Annotated in this window: 17 protein-coding genes; 2 read left to right on the top strand and 15 right to left on the bottom strand. The window is 41.9% G+C overall.

Annotation, left to right across the window (positions count from 1 at the left end; genetic code table 11):
• Window positions 1-190: 190 nt before the first annotated feature.
• The 3 genes from O9295_RS23495 to O9295_RS23485 form a co-directional block, all read right to left on the bottom strand.
• Window positions 191-448: an AbrB/MazE/SpoVT family DNA-binding domain-containing protein gene (locus O9295_RS23495; RefSeq protein WP_002796232.1), complete on the bottom strand. Its 258-nt coding sequence runs from the start codon at window positions 446-448 to the stop codon at window positions 191-193.
• A gap of 113 nt (window positions 449-561) precedes the next feature.
• Window positions 562-1,638 (bottom strand): DUF1822 family protein, encoded by a 1,077-nt coding sequence (locus O9295_RS23490; RefSeq protein WP_288035719.1) that lies wholly within the window; start codon window positions 1,636-1,638, stop codon window positions 562-564.
• Complete coding sequence (locus O9295_RS23485; protein ID WP_288035717.1) at window positions 1,638-3,110, bottom strand: hypothetical protein; 1,473 nt, start codon at window positions 3,108-3,110, stop codon at window positions 1,638-1,640. The genes O9295_RS23490 and O9295_RS23485 overlap by 1 nt, the downstream gene beginning before the upstream one ends.
• 320 nt (window positions 3,111-3,430) lie before the next feature.
• Between O9295_RS23485 and O9295_RS23480 the strand changes: the two genes are divergently transcribed.
• The gene (locus O9295_RS23480; RefSeq protein ID WP_139374494.1) at window positions 3,431-3,616 is read left to right on the top strand and encodes a hypothetical protein; all 186 of its coding nucleotides are present in this window, start codon (window positions 3,431-3,433) and stop codon (window positions 3,614-3,616) included.
• 192 nt (window positions 3,617-3,808) lie between these two features.
• Entirely contained in the window at window positions 3,809-4,501 is a 693-nt protein-coding gene (locus O9295_RS23475) for a hypothetical protein (protein ID WP_288035714.1), read from the top strand.
• A 203-nt stretch (window positions 4,502-4,704) separates the two neighbouring features.
• Here the strand turns inward: O9295_RS23475 and O9295_RS23470 are convergent, their stop codons facing one another.
• The 12 genes from O9295_RS23470 to O9295_RS23415 form a co-directional block, all read right to left on the bottom strand.
• Complete coding sequence (locus tag O9295_RS23470; protein ID WP_288035712.1) at window positions 4,705-5,739, bottom strand: SGNH/GDSL hydrolase family protein; 1,035 nt, start codon at window positions 5,737-5,739, stop codon at window positions 4,705-4,707.
• Between the two features lie 146 nt (window positions 5,740-5,885).
• Window positions 5,886-6,539: a DUF4833 domain-containing protein gene (locus O9295_RS23465; RefSeq protein WP_170863929.1), complete on the bottom strand. Its 654-nt coding sequence runs from the start codon at window positions 6,537-6,539 to the stop codon at window positions 5,886-5,888.
• Window positions 6,540-6,544: 5 nt separating this feature from the next.
• Complete coding sequence (locus O9295_RS23460) at window positions 6,545-7,372, bottom strand: hypothetical protein (protein WP_052278309.1); 828 nt, start codon at window positions 7,370-7,372, stop codon at window positions 6,545-6,547.
• A gap of 273 nt (window positions 7,373-7,645) precedes the next feature.
• Window positions 7,646-9,910 carry a CHAT domain-containing protein gene (locus O9295_RS23455; protein ID WP_288035707.1) on the bottom strand — a complete coding sequence of 755 codons (2,265 nt, stop codon included), beginning with the start codon at window positions 9,908-9,910 and terminating at the stop codon, window positions 7,646-7,648.
• 58 nt (window positions 9,911-9,968) lie between these two features.
• The gene (locus O9295_RS23450) at window positions 9,969-10,931 is read right to left on the bottom strand and encodes a DUF1822 family protein (RefSeq protein ID WP_288035704.1); all 963 of its coding nucleotides are present in this window, start codon (window positions 10,929-10,931) and stop codon (window positions 9,969-9,971) included.
• A 43-nt stretch (window positions 10,932-10,974) separates the two neighbouring features.
• Window positions 10,975-11,670 (bottom strand): hypothetical protein, encoded by a 696-nt coding sequence (locus tag O9295_RS23445; RefSeq protein ID WP_288035702.1) that lies wholly within the window; start codon window positions 11,668-11,670, stop codon window positions 10,975-10,977.
• 347 nt (window positions 11,671-12,017) lie between these two features.
• On the bottom strand, window positions 12,018-12,545 hold the full coding sequence (locus O9295_RS23440) for a hypothetical protein (RefSeq protein WP_288035699.1): 528 nt from the start codon (window positions 12,543-12,545) through the stop codon (window positions 12,018-12,020).
• Between the two features lie 54 nt (window positions 12,546-12,599).
• Window positions 12,600-13,424 carry a hypothetical protein gene (locus O9295_RS23435; protein ID WP_052278315.1) on the bottom strand — a complete coding sequence of 275 codons (825 nt, stop codon included), beginning with the start codon at window positions 13,422-13,424 and terminating at the stop codon, window positions 12,600-12,602.
• A gap of 64 nt (window positions 13,425-13,488) precedes the next feature.
• Entirely contained in the window at window positions 13,489-14,775 is a 1,287-nt protein-coding gene (locus tag O9295_RS23430; protein ID WP_288035696.1) for a hypothetical protein, read from the bottom strand.
• A gap of 478 nt (window positions 14,776-15,253) precedes the next feature.
• On the bottom strand, window positions 15,254-15,733 hold the full coding sequence (locus O9295_RS23425) for a hypothetical protein (RefSeq protein WP_052278317.1): 480 nt from the start codon (window positions 15,731-15,733) through the stop codon (window positions 15,254-15,256).
• 304 nt (window positions 15,734-16,037) lie between these two features.
• Window positions 16,038-16,691 carry a VWA domain-containing protein gene (locus O9295_RS23420; RefSeq protein ID WP_288035693.1) on the bottom strand — a complete coding sequence of 218 codons (654 nt, stop codon included), beginning with the start codon at window positions 16,689-16,691 and terminating at the stop codon, window positions 16,038-16,040.
• 431 nt (window positions 16,692-17,122) lie between these two features.
• Window positions 17,123-17,303 (bottom strand): transposase (locus O9295_RS23415; protein WP_287716773.1); only part of this gene is annotated, 181 nt, incomplete at its 5' end.

Here is a 17,303-nt window from a genome sequence, read left to right as displayed (position 1 = left end):
CAAGCTTTTCTGGTCGGAACCCCCTAAGCCGAGTTTTCAAGGTGCTGCGCCGTCCACTTGGTTTTCGAGACTGGCCTTTTAATTCTAACGTAAAGCCAACCTAGAACGGCGGGGTTTCAGACCCAAAATTTCCGATGAGTGTGTCCAGTCAATAGGGCAGCGATGAGAGCAGAGGTATCAAAGAGACATTTCATGCAGGCAATTGGCTTTGAATGCGTTCCTCGCGGAGGTCATCAATAAGGGTATCGAGATGGCCGAGGGGTGGGGTTTCTAGCACTAAGGCACTGCCTTGACGTTGGACTTTAGCTTCTTGCTCCAAGGGTTGTAGGATGATGCAGCCTTGTCTAACCTCAAGATTGAGGGATTGGGCTGTGGTGATGCCGAGTTGTTGACGGATTTCTAGAGGAATTTCTAGTTTTCCGCTGTCATCGATCGCAATTGCCGTCATGGGGAACGCTCCTAGGGATAGAACGAAAGTTTGGCTCTTTCAATAACGCTATAAATTCTATCCCCTGTAAGGTAGTTTTGCCTGTGTAGAAAACGCCCATAACACCCCAACGCCTAGAGTTCAAAATTTTCGCAGAGGTAGATGTCACCGAGACTAACCACAATACTAAAGGGGATACCAGAGCGCCCTTTAAAAGATTTAAGCTGAATATAGTTATCTTGCGTTCTGGAGCCCACTTCTTGAAGCTTTTTGCCTGCCTGAGAAAGCAACGTTAAGGCGATCTGGGGTGGCAGATATCGCTCCTCACCCGCCGGATGTAACTGAACCAGTACAGATAGCTGATTATCGGCTTCTTCTGTAACATTCACCAACAAGACCACTCTCTGTCCTTGCAACTCCATCCCCAAGTCAATAAGCTTCCCGCGTTTTGCACCCTCTCTCTGATTCCGAGGACTCCAAGCAAGATGAACTTCTGGACTAAACAGATCGTCGATCGCTTGCCATCCTGCTGCAAAGACCCCCTGTATCCACTGTCCTAACTGGATAGGAGTTTCTTGAGAAGCCGTTAATGTGGTTTCAGAGATTGCTTCAGGCGTTGCGGTATGCTCCGTTGAAATGACGGGCAATAGTATTGAGGCAGGTTCTAGAAAATCACAGTAGAACAATAAATGATTGGGTTCAGGATCGAAAACAGATAGGGGAATTTGATAATAATCGTTTTGTAAACCATCACTGACCCGATGGCAATAATTCATGAGTCGGTCAGATCGCAAAAAGCCTCGAATCATCACTCGCTGCTGCTCTTCACAGACCTCAAGCAGGACATAGAAATGAGCGACAAGAGCCGGCTGTTCGATCGCTTCTCTGGGAATTTCCACTACTTCATCTAGAACCTGCTCTTTGACAATTAAATTTAGCTTAAATTCATCAATTTTAAGGTTGTAAACAGCACCAATATGATTGATACATTGAGTTCGATCGATGAAGTGTGATGGAGCGCGTTTCTCTAGCCATTGCTCAAAACCCAATAGTGCCAGCGCATTCAGATAGAGTTGCCACTGACCCGCTTCATCGACTGAGGGACTGGCTAGGGGATTGACTAGAGCCTGCTCAAACTGTTCTGGTTCAAGCCTTATGGCTTCAGGTCGGCTAAGATTTAAACCTGGTGGGATCGCTCTTAAGCTAAACATTACGAAACTCCTTGTGTAACCTTGGTACACTCTTCTAAGTAAAAGCAAAGCTGTTGAGCATATACACTTTTCATCAGACGATTCTTTCCCGCTTGAATTTCTTCAAACGCTGCCTGAAATATTTCTGCATCTGCCAGCGCCTCGATTTGTTTGGCTAAATTTTCTAAATAATCGGGTTGAGGAGGAAGAGCAGTCAGTCCTTTCTCTTCAGCTTTCTTCAGCATTTGTTCAAGAACTTGGCGAATTGTCAATGTCCGAACAATGTTAATTAACTCTCCCGGATTCAACACCCGTCTTGCTTGCGCCCAACCAGACATTTTTAATAAATCAGCAATCTCTTTCAGGGCGATGCCCTGAGAATAATAGAGGTGTAATCCTGGAATAAATCGATCGGCGAAAGCGGCATACCCTTTGCTTTTTTTTAAATAAGTAATGCGATCGCTAATTGCCTGCTTAATGGAATGAACTAAGGCGAGTTGAAGCTGTTTGTGGAAGAATTCCAACATTTCTTGTTGCTCTTGCTGCTCCACATTATATTCACTGGCAATATCCTGCGGCAGCTCTGAGCGAATCAGGCGATCGCCTGTCTCTGGATCTTCAACTTCTAACGGTACTCGATGGCTCCAAAGGTCAAATTGTCTAAGTTGTAGTGCCACTCTTCGCAGTTCTGTGATCAATTGGTTGGGCTGAATTGTGATATTTTGTACTTTTAAATAAGTCACCATCTCTTGAAGTTGCCCGGTTGTGGGATCTAGACAGCGTTTCGTACCCTGGTGTTGCTGATGCCTGTCTCGACGATAGACAGCGTGGAAGGCGGCAATTAAGTGGCGATCGCGTTCTGCCAGTTGTTGCAATTGTTTCGAGCGAGTGCGATTGAGTAGCGCCCAGTCGCTCAATTGTTTGAAGCCAAACTCGGATAAAAAATTCTTTAATTCTGGATTTTGTTTGGTTTGCAAATAGGTCCAGTTATCTAAGCTCATACTGGATTGAGCGTTGGGCTTAAAGGTTCGCAGAATTTGCAGTGAGAAACATTGATAAGCCGTTGTTTGAGGCTTGCCAGTGGGGTCTAAGGTGAGATAGGTTTTGCCATCTGAGTCTAAAACCATCAGCGTTTTCCCGTCGTCATTGAGGACAAACGGCAGCAAATCTCGGTAAGTAAAGGAGCGATCGTCTCCGAACAAATGATCGATTTTGCGGCAGGCGTTGAGAATCGGCTCAGAAACGTAACACCGCAGGCATAGTCCTGCGTGCGCTCTCTCTGTGGTATCAACTGCTGGAGCTTGAAAGCGGGATAGCAAATCAGTCTGGAGATTTCTCTGTTGGGAGCGATCGCCCCTATCCTCCTCTGCCTCACTTAACCCTTGGCTTTGAAAAAAATCATTTGCCAACGGGAGGAAACAACGCTTATATCCAGTGCGATCGCTGGCAGGGTCAATGCGCCAAAGGTTGCAGTATCTTGATGCAGCACTCATACTACGCTCTCCCGAAGTTTGTTGAGCTTGCGATTAGCTCACCTGAGCAATAGATGTCAGCCATTTCATCTTATACAGGAAAGCGGAAAAAAACCGGGGAGATCTAGATTTAGACAAGATGCTTCAGTTCCAGATTTTCCAGAACTGATCATCCCTTGCCAGACCTAAGAGTTTCTAGAATTTAACCTTCAAGTGTATAGGTCGGTTTAGCTAACAACTACTAACGGGTAGAAGGAAAGCAAATGAGTCGAACCCGATGTTCAGTAAAACTCAGTTCTTCAAATTTAATTACAACCAGCTACTTAGGAGATTCATTTCCAATGTCATGTCCCCAAGAAAAGAAAATAACAAGAAAAGACGATGGCACTGATGTGTATGAATACACTAATGCTATTGGAGAGAGAAAATCTTTCGAGGTTCCTCCGGGACATATTTACCGATGCCTAAATGGAGAATGGGTGGTTATAAAAGTTCCTAACCCTCCCCCTGGCTTACAGACAAGCTAACATAACAAACCCACAACCAACTAATGGGCATATAAGCAAGGGACAGATTGGTTATGAAATCTAAGCTCTTGAGGCAAGGGGTTTAAGCCCCTTATTAAAATCCTAAGCACGATGGCTACTGCTATATTTGTCTCTCTCAATATGCCCTAACTACAAAACTGATTGCTATAAACTTTACGAATCATTAGTTCAATGACTAAACATAATTGCTTGTCGCTTTTTCCTTTCACCCGCATTGCTCTTCCTTCCTTGAAATGTTTCCTTTTGCCCTTTAGCATTCCTCTTGGCTTAGGTATTATTTTTTCATATCCAAGTGACGCTCAAGTCGCTAACTATGGAAGAAGTCCCAGTCTTAACATATTAACAACCCCTGGTGGTACAGGTGCTTCATCATATTCGTTTGCCCCATCGAATGGATGGACTTGTCCAACTCCTGGCCTTTCTATTGGTGCCTATGGAGGGGGCGGTAATGATTGGTCAAATGATTTTACAACCCATAATTCGGCTGGTTCAGGTATAAACAACTATGGTATCGCCGCAGGAATCACAGTTCCTTTTGGAGGAGATTTCTCAAAGTACTGCAATGATTATGCAAAATCAGTTGCGGAAAGGACACGCATGGAAATGGAAGCAGTTCGCAGAAACAATCAACTAACACTTTTAACACAGTGCTATTGGTTATTCCAGAACAGAATTAATACAGATCAACCTGCATTTAAAGATAACGGAGCATTTTCATCTTTAAGTGCTTGCGGTAGTTACGATCCTCAATCTATTCAAGGTGGAGAGAACACTTCAACACCTCAACCACTGGAAAGCCCAAAGCCACCAGTAACCGAAATAATACCACAGCCTGCTTCTAACTTAATTATCCAGCAGAAATAGTTTCTTAATGGGACTTAGGCATTTTCGGGCAGCAAAAAAGGCTCAAACCATTACGGGACAAAGGGTTAACCTCGATTTATGATTTTCCTTGATCTATCTGGGTTTCAGCGATTTTGGGCTTCTCGAAGTAAATTCCAAGCGGGGATTGAAGTTGAGGCTTTTCTCGATTTGTTTTTTGTCTAAGTCCCATTAGGAGGAACAATTCAGGGAAGTCGAGCGACGGTCGAGCGAGTCGAACCCGTTCCTTTTCGTTTTGTCACCAACGCACCGATCCCCGTAACGAGCAAGATACCGGTAATCCCGCCTGGTTCGGGAACCACCACCACCTGAGTGCCTACGAACTCGCCGAACTGCCGGTGAACTGCGGCGGTGGGGTGAAGTCCATCGTAGAACAAATATTCATCCGGATTCGTGCAAACCGTCGTCAGATACACACAGGGATCGGTGGTGTTTGTTAAGCTGAAACTACCAGGCGAATTGGTGATCGAGGCAAAATAACTAAAGGTATCGATCTCGATCAGATTGATCGTCGGATCATTGCGAAAAGTTGTCAATGAATTCCGTAAAAGGGCATTAAACTCCACGCTAACCGCCGTGGCCGCTGCGCTCGCCCCCGACACCCCCCGCGTCGCCTCTGGTGACAGCCCTAAATCTGGCAGATTGGGAACCAGGATATGAACAGCCCCTGCACTTTTCAGTCCCCCGATAATCGTAATAAGATCGCCAACTGCCCCCGTCAAGGTTGCGCTCGCCCCAGCACTATCCCCTGCGAGTTTCTGTCCGGCTGCGTCGCGAGCGTTATTACTCCCCCCCCAAACCATGTACAGGGCGCTCGATGGGGCGATTCCCCCCGTACTCGTTTGAAATAGGGCAAATTGGTTTAGTAAGCTGGGAGGAGTCGGCGGGGTGGTTCCCAGAGGCCCAGTTCTTGCGCCCCCGAATGCGAAATTCGTCCCTCCCCCTAGGTACGGAGATGCGCTAACCCCCAGACGGGCTGCCAAGGTTTCCACCCAGGTCGGCCCATTGGTCAAGCGACCGCTTTGGTACGCTAGGGAAGGCATCAAACCACCGAAGGGAACGGGTTGATAGTTCGGGTAGGTGGCGATGGCCACGTTACCGCTATCGGTCAAACTGTCCCCGAAGGCGAAGAGATTACTAAAGGTACTGGCCGAGGCGCTCACCGGAATTGTCGCGAGGGCTAGACCGAGAGAAAGGGCGGGTAGTTTCGAGAGAAGCATGGGGATTTTATCCTGTGGAAAAGCATTTAAAAGATAATTATTCTACGACTTAGACATTGACAGGATCGACTAAATATGGGATATGGGTTTCGGGCATTTTAACGTAATTTTTTGATGATTTTTAAGTGATCGCTATCGATCAGAAGTTAATCGCTAAAAGTCTGAAACGACGGATTTTCGTTCATATACATCATGGTGAAATTGTACAGTGCGTAAGTCCTATATTCTTCAAATTGAATACCGAATTCACAGTTCGATAAACAAGGGATAGTTTCTTGGTTTTGTTGGGTATCGATGAGAGTCAGGCTTTTCACTTTCCCACCCAGGGCGATATCGATACCAGGGACGCGAACAATACTGGCAAGGGTAACATGGATGCGAGATAAGGGATTCGGAGTTTGGTTTATTTTAATAAACGCTCTCGCCTGGCAGGTATTATTAGGAGCGCGAAAGGTTTTCACGGTAATCAGTCGGTTGATGCCATTATTTTTGAGTCCATTGATTTCTAGGATCACTTGATTTCCCGATACAGACTGACTCGCAATACCGAAAGCTGGCTGTTCCATTTCGAGCAGATTTTCCGTCTTTTTGTTTTCCAGTTTCCAGTAGGGATACACGGGATTACTGCCTTGCGGAGAACAATCTGGGGCGAGGCGAATCCCGTAGTGAACCTGGTTGCCATTATCACTTTTAGAGATATAAAAAACACTGGTGTATTCCTGGGCAGTTAGAGAGGAACAAAGGGAAAGAATAAAAGCAGAAATCAAATACAGAGTGACTACATTATGTTTCTTTTTCATGGCGATCATTGATGAGAAGTTAAATGAATTTGATAACCGTAATATACAATACTGGGAATCAGTAAAATGCCCCAGGTTAGCACATCACTATTGATCCCGAAAATATAAGTAACAATGTTGGGAATAATATGGGGGAATACGATTCCAAAAATTACCAGAAAAATTGCAATTGCGATCAGAAAGATTCTTCTAAAATCTTCTGGGCGATTCTGATAATTTTTCCAAGCCAATAAAGAACCGTACACTGGATAGATCAAAAAGGCGAATAAATCCAAGCTTCCGATTAGATAATCATTGCCAAAAACTAAATTTAAGGTGAGTAAATTATAATAGTATCGCAGAGGTATCCATAACATAAATACTAGGAAAGAAATTGTTAGTAATTTAAGGTATCGGTGATAATCTCGAATGTCCGATCTTTCATAAATTACAAGCATTGGCCAAAAGATTAAGCTAACGCTAGTTATAATAAAAAAGGAGAGAATATAAAATATTCTACTTGTGGAAAATACATTATTTTGTTTTTTCCAAGTAGAAAATGATAGACCTTTTTTCATGAATGTGTAGTATCCTTGTTTTTGTTCTGGAGACAGATTTGTTTGGCGATCTCGAAAATTAATTAGAGCTTTTCCAAGGTTTTCTTTGCTGATGGTTAATTGGTTTCCGTTAATAATGCGATCGACATCGATAATGTTATCGGGTATTTGTTGAATTTGTTTGATCGCCGTTCGAGAAAGTTCAATCGTAGATTGCGCTTGATTGTTGAGTTCTAACAACATCATGTTATTAGAAGTAGTTTCAACAAATGTCAGAATAGCTGAAATAACAATCATGATACAGCAGTTTCTAAAAAAACTCGATCGTCGTCGAATCAAAGCACTCGCTTGATGAAGGTTAACCAGAACAACACCAAAAGCTAACAGTGAAAAAAGGATGAGATGAGGATATAGCTGAAAATAGAATATCCATCGGTCATTTTCACGGAATTCTAAGTATACGATAGCAGGAAAAATAATTACAGGAATGCTAAAAACTAAGGCTTTAAATAGAAAAGATAAAATTCGGTTCATGGTTTCTCCGTTCGCTGATTTATACAGCAATCAAAATTATTTGTCTTGGTAATTGAAAAACAGATAAATGGCTACTGCCGTCAACAGGGGAAAAACTATCCATGTTCCCTCGTTAGAAGTATTTACAAAGAAGGCTCGATCGAGTACGTCAGTTAGTCCATAGCCAATCCACAGAGAAACAACAATCGCAACGATTGTTATAATAATCATCCAATATTTATGTTTTTGTTGAACCGTTTGATAAAGAGTAGATAAAAATAAAATGCCAATCACTATATACACAAAAGGATCTAACTGTCTAACCCACTGTAAACCATAGTAACCAAAAACGATATTTTTAGTTTTTATAACATAATAAAGTCTAAAAGGAATCCAAAAGACGACCATTACTTGAGCAAATACTAAATACTTAAAATATCTAATTTGATTATAAAATTTTCTGGGATCTTGATTTTGTACCCACAGAACGAAAAATGATAAACCTGTAAAAGTGATCGCCCAAAAAGTATAACCGTACAACACGCGGCTCAGAGAAGACCAGTTTTTTTGTTCTTTCCAAGTTGTTGGATAATCTAAACCGATTTCCATAAGTTTATGGAAACCCTTCGCTTGCTCTTCCGGAATCTGATTATCCTTTTTAAGCGCAATATAGTTAGACAAGGATTCTTCAAGGACTGCCTTACTGATCACGATGTGGTCTTTCTGAAAAATCTTTTGCGTATCTAGAATATCTTTCGGTATTTTTTGAATATCGGCGATCGTGTTTTTGTTAAAAGTTGATAGATCGATACTTGCTTGAGCCGTTTTATTAAGCTCTAATAGAAACATATTGGAACCACTCATCTCTATCACAAGAAGTACGACAGAGATAGCTAACATTGCTAATATGCCTAATTGTAGACCCCGGGCTGATCTGTTGATAATTTGGGTAAAACCTTTATAAACAAGCCATAGAGCCGCCCAAAACATAAAAAGAGGATAGAGGATAATATGAGGATATAGCTTCGCGTAGAATATAGCTTTATCCCAACCAAATTCATAAAGGAGGCTGAGAGGTAAACCCAAGACTCCTATTATTCCGCCTATAATTAGGAAAATACGCCATTTACGAGACAATTCAGACTCGGATAAAAAGTCTTTCCAAGTAGCTAAGGGAACCGCGGGATTAGGAACGATGACGGGTAGCCAATGTCCTCCCGGAAATTGCCCCGAATTATTATAGGTTTTGTCCAGATATTTTCGTGCGTTACCCACCGAAATAAATAACGGTTCGTTACGGGAGAAAGAATCAAGGAAATATTTTAGGAAATTGATCGCCATCTGATTATCAATTTCCTCCTTCATCACGATACTTTGCGGTAAGCGTAACTCTGCCAATTGAGCGGCAATTCCCAAGCCATCACAAGAGTTAAAAATCGCTAGATACAATCCGTTTTGTATGGCAACTTCCAACGGTTCTTTTATATCATTAATAGTGATGCTCTCTTGATTATTGAGATGTAAAACTCCTTTCCCTTCATCATTCGTTTCACTATGGCCGGCATAAAAGATAATATTCCAGCCTTTAGGTTCAGCAGGTTCAGCTAATAGATTTTTTAATTCATCTAAGGTTGGCTTTGGTAAAAATGTTAGCGTCGCACCATGTTCTCGGACTCTGTTCAGTAATTTTGAGTCCTCATCAAGGCTAATATTTTCATCGGAACCTAATATCACCAAGATGCGAACTTGGGGATGTCGTCTAATCTTTTCCCATCCTTCAGGGGGTTCATATTCTGGGGGACTGATAGCGATTTCCGCTTGAGAGTAGTGTTGAGAGAATAAATCCCAAGCTTGCCAAGGAAGTTGTTTTAAGATAAGATCATCGGTTTGAATAGTAACTCGAATTTCGGGTTCTGATTGATCAAGGTATTTAGTTAACCAGTCCCGGACTTTTGTCCAATCTTCTCCCGAGTTAAGCCAGTTGTTTAATTCGTTAGTTAAACGTTGATAGGATTCCCAACAATTATTAGAATTATTGTCATCCAAAGTATCTACTTCAAAAGCATTATCATCGTCTTCATTGTCAATAATTTGCGGATTATTTTCAACAACCGGTCTTCTTCTACCAGTTCTACCAGAATTGACTACGAATTGGAAATCCTGTTGCCATCGCTCAAGATAGTCCTGTAGTGTGTCTGGATAAAATTGAACAGAAAGTCTTCTACGAATTCTGGACGAGTTAGAATCCTTGCTGATTCTGATCTCGATCAAAAAGGATTGCGTCTCTTGTGTAACTATATTAAATTCAACTTCCTGCGGCATAATTTTTTTCCTACTGTTTTGTAATCGCTCATCACCCATTCAAAAAGGAAGCTCTAAATCAATTACTGGGAAAGCTTTCAGAATAAGTTTTTCCATTGATAGTTATTGTTACTTGATAGAGTTTATCATTGCGTTTAGCAAGCTCTAGCCTTTCCAGATCCAAAATAGGAGTAATTCTTAGGCAGTTATCCCCTTGTTTTGCGGTCGCCGAGGTTAACATTTTGCCAGAGGGAGCTAGTAAGGCGAATTCCAACCCAGAAGGTAAACTTCTAATATTTCCGACAGGAATTAACTCAAAAGACACCTTAACTTTATTTTGTTCATTCTCCTGTTGCCGGATGTCAACCATCAAAGCAAAGTCCCGTCCATCTATGCTAATTAACTTTCCTTTATTTAACAGTATTGCCGAGGAATCAAGAGATGACTGACTGATCCTTCGAGATCTTCCACTTCGTCCACTGGCTGTTAAGACTTTTTCTGATTCTAGCCAATCAGAAGCTAAAAGTTTTTCGATTCGTATAATTTGTTCAATTCGTTGTTGAAGCGAAATAGAATCGAATACATCTATCAAATCTTCCAAGGGTTGTAATTGCTCAAGGGAAACTGGTTCCGCATCCACTTTTCTGACAAAACCTAATAGATTTGCCATTTTCTCTTTTTCGTCGATCTCTACTATGACGTAGGCGATTCTGTCTTCCCAAACCTCCGGGGGAACATAACAAACCTTTTCCCCAGGCTGGATAGGACGACATTCTAACTTCCCTAACCCCTTGATCTCTAAATCCGCTACATCCAGGAGGATTCGAGCGCTACTGTCCCAGCTATGACTATTCTCAAAATCCGTCTCTACACTCAATAAATTACAACAATAAAAACCAACGGCACGGACGGCTAAGGTATTGAGCAAAACCTGACGAGCTTTGGCAGTATTTTTCTGTTGTCCGCTAAACTCTCTAGCAAAGTTAAAATCCGACATTCCCAAAGGAACAGGAAAAGTTAATTGTTCGTTTTCGACGCTCATGGTAAGAATCTCCTCTGCTTTAATTTGTTTTGACTATTTACATTCAAATGTCAAGATAGTCTCGAAAGATTGGCTTAAACCTTTGAATACTGCGCTGATAAAATGATGAGAGAACTGAAACTTTTATATTCCATTGTTCGGATAAGTCATTCCACGATCGCTCATCGATTCTGCCAAGTGCGATCACCTGAAAAGTCACCTCCTCACGCTTTTCAACGTGAGCTTGCCTGAATTTTCCAGTGGGATCTTGCTCAATTAGTTCTCTGAGTTTTTCATATTCTCTATGACGAGGATGAGCAGTTTCGGGTTGCTCTAAGTTGTCGAGGTGAGTCGTACTAGATGGATCATCATTTTGATATACAGGTTTATCAAGAGATTCATCCCGAACTCGTTTCTTTTTGTGGTTTTTTTGAAAACGACGAATCTTTAGATGCTCCTCGCAGATGTCTTGAAACCGAAAACCGAGTGTTTCCCGAAACCAATGTAAAAGATGACCTTGAGCGGGATCGTATTCGTCAATTTTTTGGTCATACAATCGGAGAAAGACTTTCTGGATAGCTTCCTGCTGTAGTTCCATATAGATAGAATAGGGTAACTGATAGCTGTTTTGACAACTTGGCCGGGATTGCCAGATCACGTTCGTTAGCTTGGTTAAGTATTTCAGCCTATCCTTACTGCCTTTAGGATAACTTTTCGCCTCTAGTGCTAATTCATCCACTATCCTCTCTAGATCATCCATCGATTTTCTCCTTCCTTGCGAGATAGCTCCCTATATCTAATCGGCAGTCGTCTCCCAATTTACGCGGGAAAGTAGGATCGAGTCCATTTTTTTAAGAATTTTATCCGGTGGAGAGGTCGAAGAATTAGCGTTTAGCTGGCTGAAGTCTTTACCCTGTAGGATTTCTGGGCGCTTGTTCTCCTGGGGAGGCAGGGGGACGGAAGAGCGATTTCAAGGCGGGGAGGATTGAAGGGTAGAGAGCAGAGGTGTGGAATCCTGTAACAAAACTTCGCAAAACCAGCCTTTTATCGGGCGAAACCAGGTTCCTGATGGAGAAGGGGGTTATTGATTAGCCCGTATTGGTATCATTAGGCTGTATTGATTTCATCTTCGTCATCCATGATTTCTATGATATGTTGCCCGAACCATACAAATCCAAAGAACTGAAATACAATGATAAAAAATAACACGATAGTATTTGCGTTACATTGACTTTGTAGGTAAGTTACCAACAAATCCCATGCCGAACCCCCTGAATTAGAGGAGTTTTCTTTAGAAAGCTCCAGCAAGGAGCTTATAAGCTGTAAAAACTCTATACATAAGGGAGTAAAAAAACGCCAAAATGCTCCCCACAATAAACCATACAATATCACATACCATTGTTTGATATGAAATTTTGTGCGAAAGTAATCGAGTTCTTTATTAGCTCTGAAAGCCCAATTAATCCGCAAAGCATTGATCGCAAAAATTGGAATAAAAAGAATTGGAAAAAACTTTTTAAATGCCTGTCCTTTTTCAAACTCTTTTTCTTGATTGCGCTTGACAATACGACCAAGATGCTCTAGTTGAATACGAAGATCTTTGATATTTTTATAGGGCATGGAATTGTAACTCATGATAATCTCTCCTAAAAAAAATTGACAACTGGTGAAGTCTCCAAGACAACAAACTTAATATCGAGATGAACTCTTGACAGAGAAGTGATTGTTCTGTTTGTTCAACTCTTTTTGTAACTCGTCCCGAATAATCGATGACCATTGGGTGCTGTTAGACTTAACTTCGAGCAGATACTTTAAAGTCAACCGTCTTAATTTTGGGTCTGTCGGATTCAAGTTTAACTCTGTGTAATGACCCAGCACCAAGCAATTCAAGGATTTCATCCTGTCTTTACTTTTTGCAATGGTTCTTCCGAACTTGAGGTGATGAATGAGTTTGTTTAATAAAGGTCTTTTTTGTTCACCTTTATTATCGATCCTGTAATCACAAACTTTATCGAGTAAATTGTCAAGATAGTGCATTCCTTTGAGTAGGCGATCAAAAGGCTCGTGAATTTTTTCAAAGAGATCGTGAGCTTCTGGATTGAGCATAATATCTCTTAATCGATCCACGCCTTCCTTAATATCGTTTACAGCCCGATCTAAATTTGAGAGTAGGACGGAAATATAATTTTCTCCATGTAACCACTGTTGTAGGGGAGGATACTCGCAAATGCCGGTCTCGTGTACATTTTCTATCAGCAAGAATAGGAGATTACGTTGATACTCTTCTTGGGATACTGTTTCAATTTTCGGCTTCACAAGAGAGAGGCTATCGACAAAAGCAGGATATTCTAATTGTCCTGTTTCTCTAACATCCTCTAGAACCAACTGTAAAAGCAATAACTCATAGGATAGATGGCTTGTGCGAGATTTTATTTTAGAAGAGGGCTTCAACCTGTTCACCAAAGCATCGAAGAACTCGACGGGAGATCGAGAACGAGGCTCAAAAATAGTCATAAATTTCCCTTAGATAATGAATTGGATCACGAATTGTGATACGGGAGATTGCCAGATAAGCTTGTTAACTATCTTGATGATCGCTATTGTTTTTACCCTGCTTGTTTCTCAATCCATCGCCCACGGCATGAAAAAATTCTTCCTGTGCATTATGGAGAGAGCGATCAAATGTATCTGCAACAGAAGGCAAACGGCGATGTATCATTGTGAATGCAACAGCCATCGCTGTGGTGATTACACTTATACCTAGCCCGATTAGAGAAAATCCAAGAGAACCTACATTACCCGATAGTAATCTTTCATTAAAACTCGTTATCGCTATTTCAACGATTTTAACTCCCGAACGAATATTTCCCTGCTCTGTAAACTCGCTTGCATACAATTTAGGTTGGAACTGTTGAAGATAGACAATCGGTTTCCCTGCCTCGTCAATATTTGATTTTGTTTGGTTTAATGCTTTTTGTGCTTTAGCTATCTCTTCTTTACTTTCATGCTCTAATCTTAGAGATCGAGGGCAAAGAGGAAGTTGTGCCGTTGGTTGATTGTCCCAATAACTAGGCTTCACTCCAAAGGGACCGTTTAACTTACGATAGAAGGCATCACGACCGGGACTTGACTTTGGTAAGGACTGCCATTCTTTGAATTGTTCGTCACATTTTTGGATTAATTTCTGAGCGTCTTTTACTTTAGTTTCGGCTGTTCTAAGATTGCGTTCGTATTTAGGCAAAACGTTTTCTTTGACAATTTTGTCTGCATGATATTCGGCTAGATAGGTGCCATTGGTAACAATATCTGAACCATACCCAGAAATCAAGGTTAACAGAGCGCTCATGGCTACCCATCCAAAGGTCGCACCTCCTGCCAGTCGTTGATGTTTGTGACATCCAACCGCGGCAATTTCGGCTGTTTTGTTGCTAAATGTTTGAGCGATAACAGTAATTAATGCCGCAAAAAAGAAACCTAAAGGGCCTCCACCAACTGATAGGTAGGCTAAAGGAACAGCCGTTAAGGTATCCCAAATATTGGAGACGGATTGCACTGCCGCAACAGCCTTAGCCCGCATCACAAGCTGAGGATTAACCTTTACACGACCGTAGAGGCTGTTAGGTGGAACTATCAACAGATAACGTAAGAAAAACGAAATGTTTTTAGATAAGGAAGGCTCTTCAGAAATCACTATTTTCTTTTCCTTTGCCTTAGCAACAATGTCTTTGTATCGGGGATCATGTTCGATCCATTCTATAAATTTTTCGGGATTTTTAGAAGAATATTCTAAAAAATCCTGCAATTTTTTATCTGAAGAGGAATTCGGATAGTTTTGAGCTTCTGGAACATTATGGGTAGTCGTCATTGAATAAATCTCCTTGTTTCAGCCGCTGAATTTACATTGTTGATGAGTCGCTGTAGGCCCGTAGGGTGTTAGGAGTGTTCGGGCGATCGAACCGAATTTTTACCGAATTTCCTACCGCCCTACTCTCCTAAAAATTAATCTGACTTATTACGGGCGACTACGCAAACAAATCTTAAGAAACCATGAAGTCTTCTTCGGTAGGAAGATTGTAACTAGCAACTTGGGTTCAGTACCTAGGCTCAATTCATTACATCTGAGTCCGGAGTGCGAGGTAAACCTTGACTCTCTTGGACATTGGGTGAAAAATGTTCACCATTTTACATTCTGGGCGCAAACCTTGTCGGGCGCAAGCTTTGCGACCCTACAGGGGGCCGGGTGTTGGTGGTGGGGGCGTAGGCCCTACGCCCTTTCTTCGATCGGATTCGCCGATCACAATAACGCCAAGAGAGCCTAAACCTTAACCCTTGTTAGATATTGCTTAATTTCCTCCTCTCAACCACACACCAGCCATCCCCAGGGCAACATAGACGAATCCAGCACCAATCAAAGGAGGGTTCGCATTGAATAGCCCGATGGCAATTAACACAACCCCAAATAAAAATAAAAATGGACCGAAGAGAAACAAGAGGAACCAAGAAAGGAAGAGGCCAGCAATCAGATACACTACCTGTTGCCCAAAATTTTGTTGCCCGTTATTGCTAGGTTGAGTGCTTGTCGATTGGGCGAGGAGAGGACTATTGAGCGAGTCAGGCTTCATACTAGGACTAGAACCTTTTGCGAGGGCGATGTAGGAGTTTGATGAAGAGGGGAAACGAAAATTTGCATCCACTACCGAGGCTTGTACAGATTGATACTCTAGGGAGATTAGCAAGGAAATAACGACCATTAGCCAAAACAATTTTTGGGGCATGGTTTTTCGCTGAACTTTGAATAAGGCTTGAATTTTTTGTGCGTTCATAGAATTCCTCTGTGGGTAAGGACAACGGAATTTTCGATGGATAATTAGGACGAGCATTCACCAATACGAGAAGAGAGATCGAGCTAGATACTGGCTTCGATTAATCTTCTCTGATGTATTAGTAAAATGGTTTATAGTACGGTTCTTTGTGGTACGCTTATAGTCTCGCAAGGGGTTCGGAGTGTTCGGGCGATCGAACCGAATTTTTACCGAATTTCCTACCGCCCTACTCTCCTATCTGACCTGTGACCCGCGATTACGCAAACAAACCTTAAGATCATGAAGTCTTTTTCGGTAGGCCGATTTACAATTGAATCAATCCCTGACGCTCGATAACAACTCCCAAAGAAATAGTCATGGCTTGATATAGATCTCCAAAGTTACCGATCGAATGAGTCGAGGTAGCGTATCGACTAATCGAAGACAGTTGGGAACTAGCCGAACTCCCTACACCGATCACTGACAAACAAAGATTAGAGTTCAGAAAATAACTCAGATCTTGTAACCTAGTATTCGAGTTATTATCACCCCCGTCCGTGATAGCGAGGACAAGTTTTAAATATTGATAGGGAAGATAGCTGTCCATTGTTACCAACTCGGAAGAGGCGATTTTAATCGCATCGTATAGAGCGGTACTACCACCATCATTTCGTAGGTTATTAACCCACTGACATAGGGCGGCTACATGACTTTCGTTGTCCATTTTAACCACATTTAAAGGCTGAGGCGGTCCGAAAATATTTCGACGATCTTTAAAAGCGGTAACGGATACAAAATCGGAAGGTAAACCGGGTAAAGATCGACCTCGTAGATGAGTGGCGACCAGAAATTTGATTAGTTGATCCTTGCCAATCGCAAAATCTCGATTGGAAATGGAGGCCGTACAATCGACGGTAACTCCTAGTAGCCAAGGGACGGGAATTTGGAAAGCTTGTACTTCTCTATGATATAAATGCATTGGGTAAGCCTCTACTCGTTTTTTCTTTTGCCAATGGACACCTATGGTGGAAGATTTTCAGAAAAAAGGAACTTTGAACTTTGAATCTCCCTTGTTTTTCTATCGTTAGTTTTCATAAGAATTATGCAAAATCGATCATAAAGTTTTGTCAAAAATTGACACGAACCTCTGAGAAACGATAGTTCACAGCCGAATGGGCATTTCCGCTACGGGGAGTGAGCGGTAAGCATTTAGCCACGAATTCTCTAGGAACAAGGAAAATCTACTTTCCCCCCCCTATTCGTATATCTAAGCGAGTCTGGACAAATACGCGAAAACCAATAGTAAGAAATTCTCAAGTCTTCCGAAAAAAAGCGAGGTCAGGAGACCTGTAAAGCTTGTAATCCTCGACGTGGACTACGGGGTTTACTTCTGAGAGGGGGACAAGCGAGCTAGAAGGTAGATAGGGCAAGCGATATAGCTCTTTGTCCTTTGATGTAATCCTTCAACCGATAGCGGCTAATTTGCATTAGCTCTTCTATATTTTTTGGGAACATTTGATGTAGCTGGAGCCAATGATAGAGATGTTGACCCACATAAAAACTGCTGTGTCTGCGTTGACCTTTATATCTT

Source organism: Microcystis sp. LE18-22.4A (assembly GCF_027531105.1).
GTDB lineage: Bacteria > Cyanobacteriota > Cyanobacteriia > Cyanobacteriales > Microcystaceae > Microcystis > Microcystis aeruginosa.
The sequence above is the reverse complement of the archived record's forward strand: the minus strand, read 5'-3'. Positions and strand labels throughout refer to the sequence as shown.

Coding starts and splice junctions, on each gene's coding strand:
- O9295_RS23495 (WP_002796232.1), bottom strand. CDS start 448: ATGACGGCAATTGCGATCGATGACAGCGGAAAACTAGAAATTCCTCTA.
- O9295_RS23490 (WP_288035719.1), bottom strand. CDS start 1,638: ATGTTTAGCTTAAGAGCGATCCCACCAGGTTTAAATCTTAGCCGACCT.
- O9295_RS23485 (WP_288035717.1), bottom strand. CDS start 3,110: ATGAGTGCTGCATCAAGATACTGCAACCTTTGGCGCATTGACCCTGCC.
- O9295_RS23480 (WP_139374494.1), top strand. CDS start 3,431: ATGTCATGTCCCCAAGAAAAGAAAATAACAAGAAAAGACGATGGCACT.
- O9295_RS23475 (WP_288035714.1), top strand. CDS start 3,809: ATGACTAAACATAATTGCTTGTCGCTTTTTCCTTTCACCCGCATTGCT.
- O9295_RS23470 (WP_288035712.1), bottom strand. CDS start 5,739: ATGCTTCTCTCGAAACTACCCGCCCTTTCTCTCGGTCTAGCCCTCGCG.
- O9295_RS23465 (WP_170863929.1), bottom strand. CDS start 6,539: ATGAAAAAGAAACATAATGTAGTCACTCTGTATTTGATTTCTGCTTTT.
- O9295_RS23460 (WP_052278309.1), bottom strand. CDS start 7,372: ATGATTGTTATTTCAGCTATTCTGACATTTGTTGAAACTACTTCTAAT.
- O9295_RS23455 (WP_288035707.1), bottom strand. CDS start 9,910: ATGCCGCAGGAAGTTGAATTTAATATAGTTACACAAGAGACGCAATCC.
- O9295_RS23450 (WP_288035704.1), bottom strand. CDS start 10,931: ATGAGCGTCGAAAACGAACAATTAACTTTTCCTGTTCCTTTGGGAATG.
- O9295_RS23445 (WP_288035702.1), bottom strand. CDS start 11,670: ATGGATGATCTAGAGAGGATAGTGGATGAATTAGCACTAGAGGCGAAA.
- O9295_RS23440 (WP_288035699.1), bottom strand. CDS start 12,545: ATGAGTTACAATTCCATGCCCTATAAAAATATCAAAGATCTTCGTATT.
- O9295_RS23435 (WP_052278315.1), bottom strand. CDS start 13,424: ATGACTATTTTTGAGCCTCGTTCTCGATCTCCCGTCGAGTTCTTCGAT.
- O9295_RS23430 (WP_288035696.1), bottom strand. CDS start 14,775: ATGACGACTACCCATAATGTTCCAGAAGCTCAAAACTATCCGAATTCC.
- O9295_RS23425 (WP_052278317.1), bottom strand. CDS start 15,733: ATGAACGCACAAAAAATTCAAGCCTTATTCAAAGTTCAGCGAAAAACC.
- O9295_RS23420 (WP_288035693.1), bottom strand. CDS start 16,691: ATGCATTTATATCATAGAGAAGTACAAGCTTTCCAAATTCCCGTCCCT.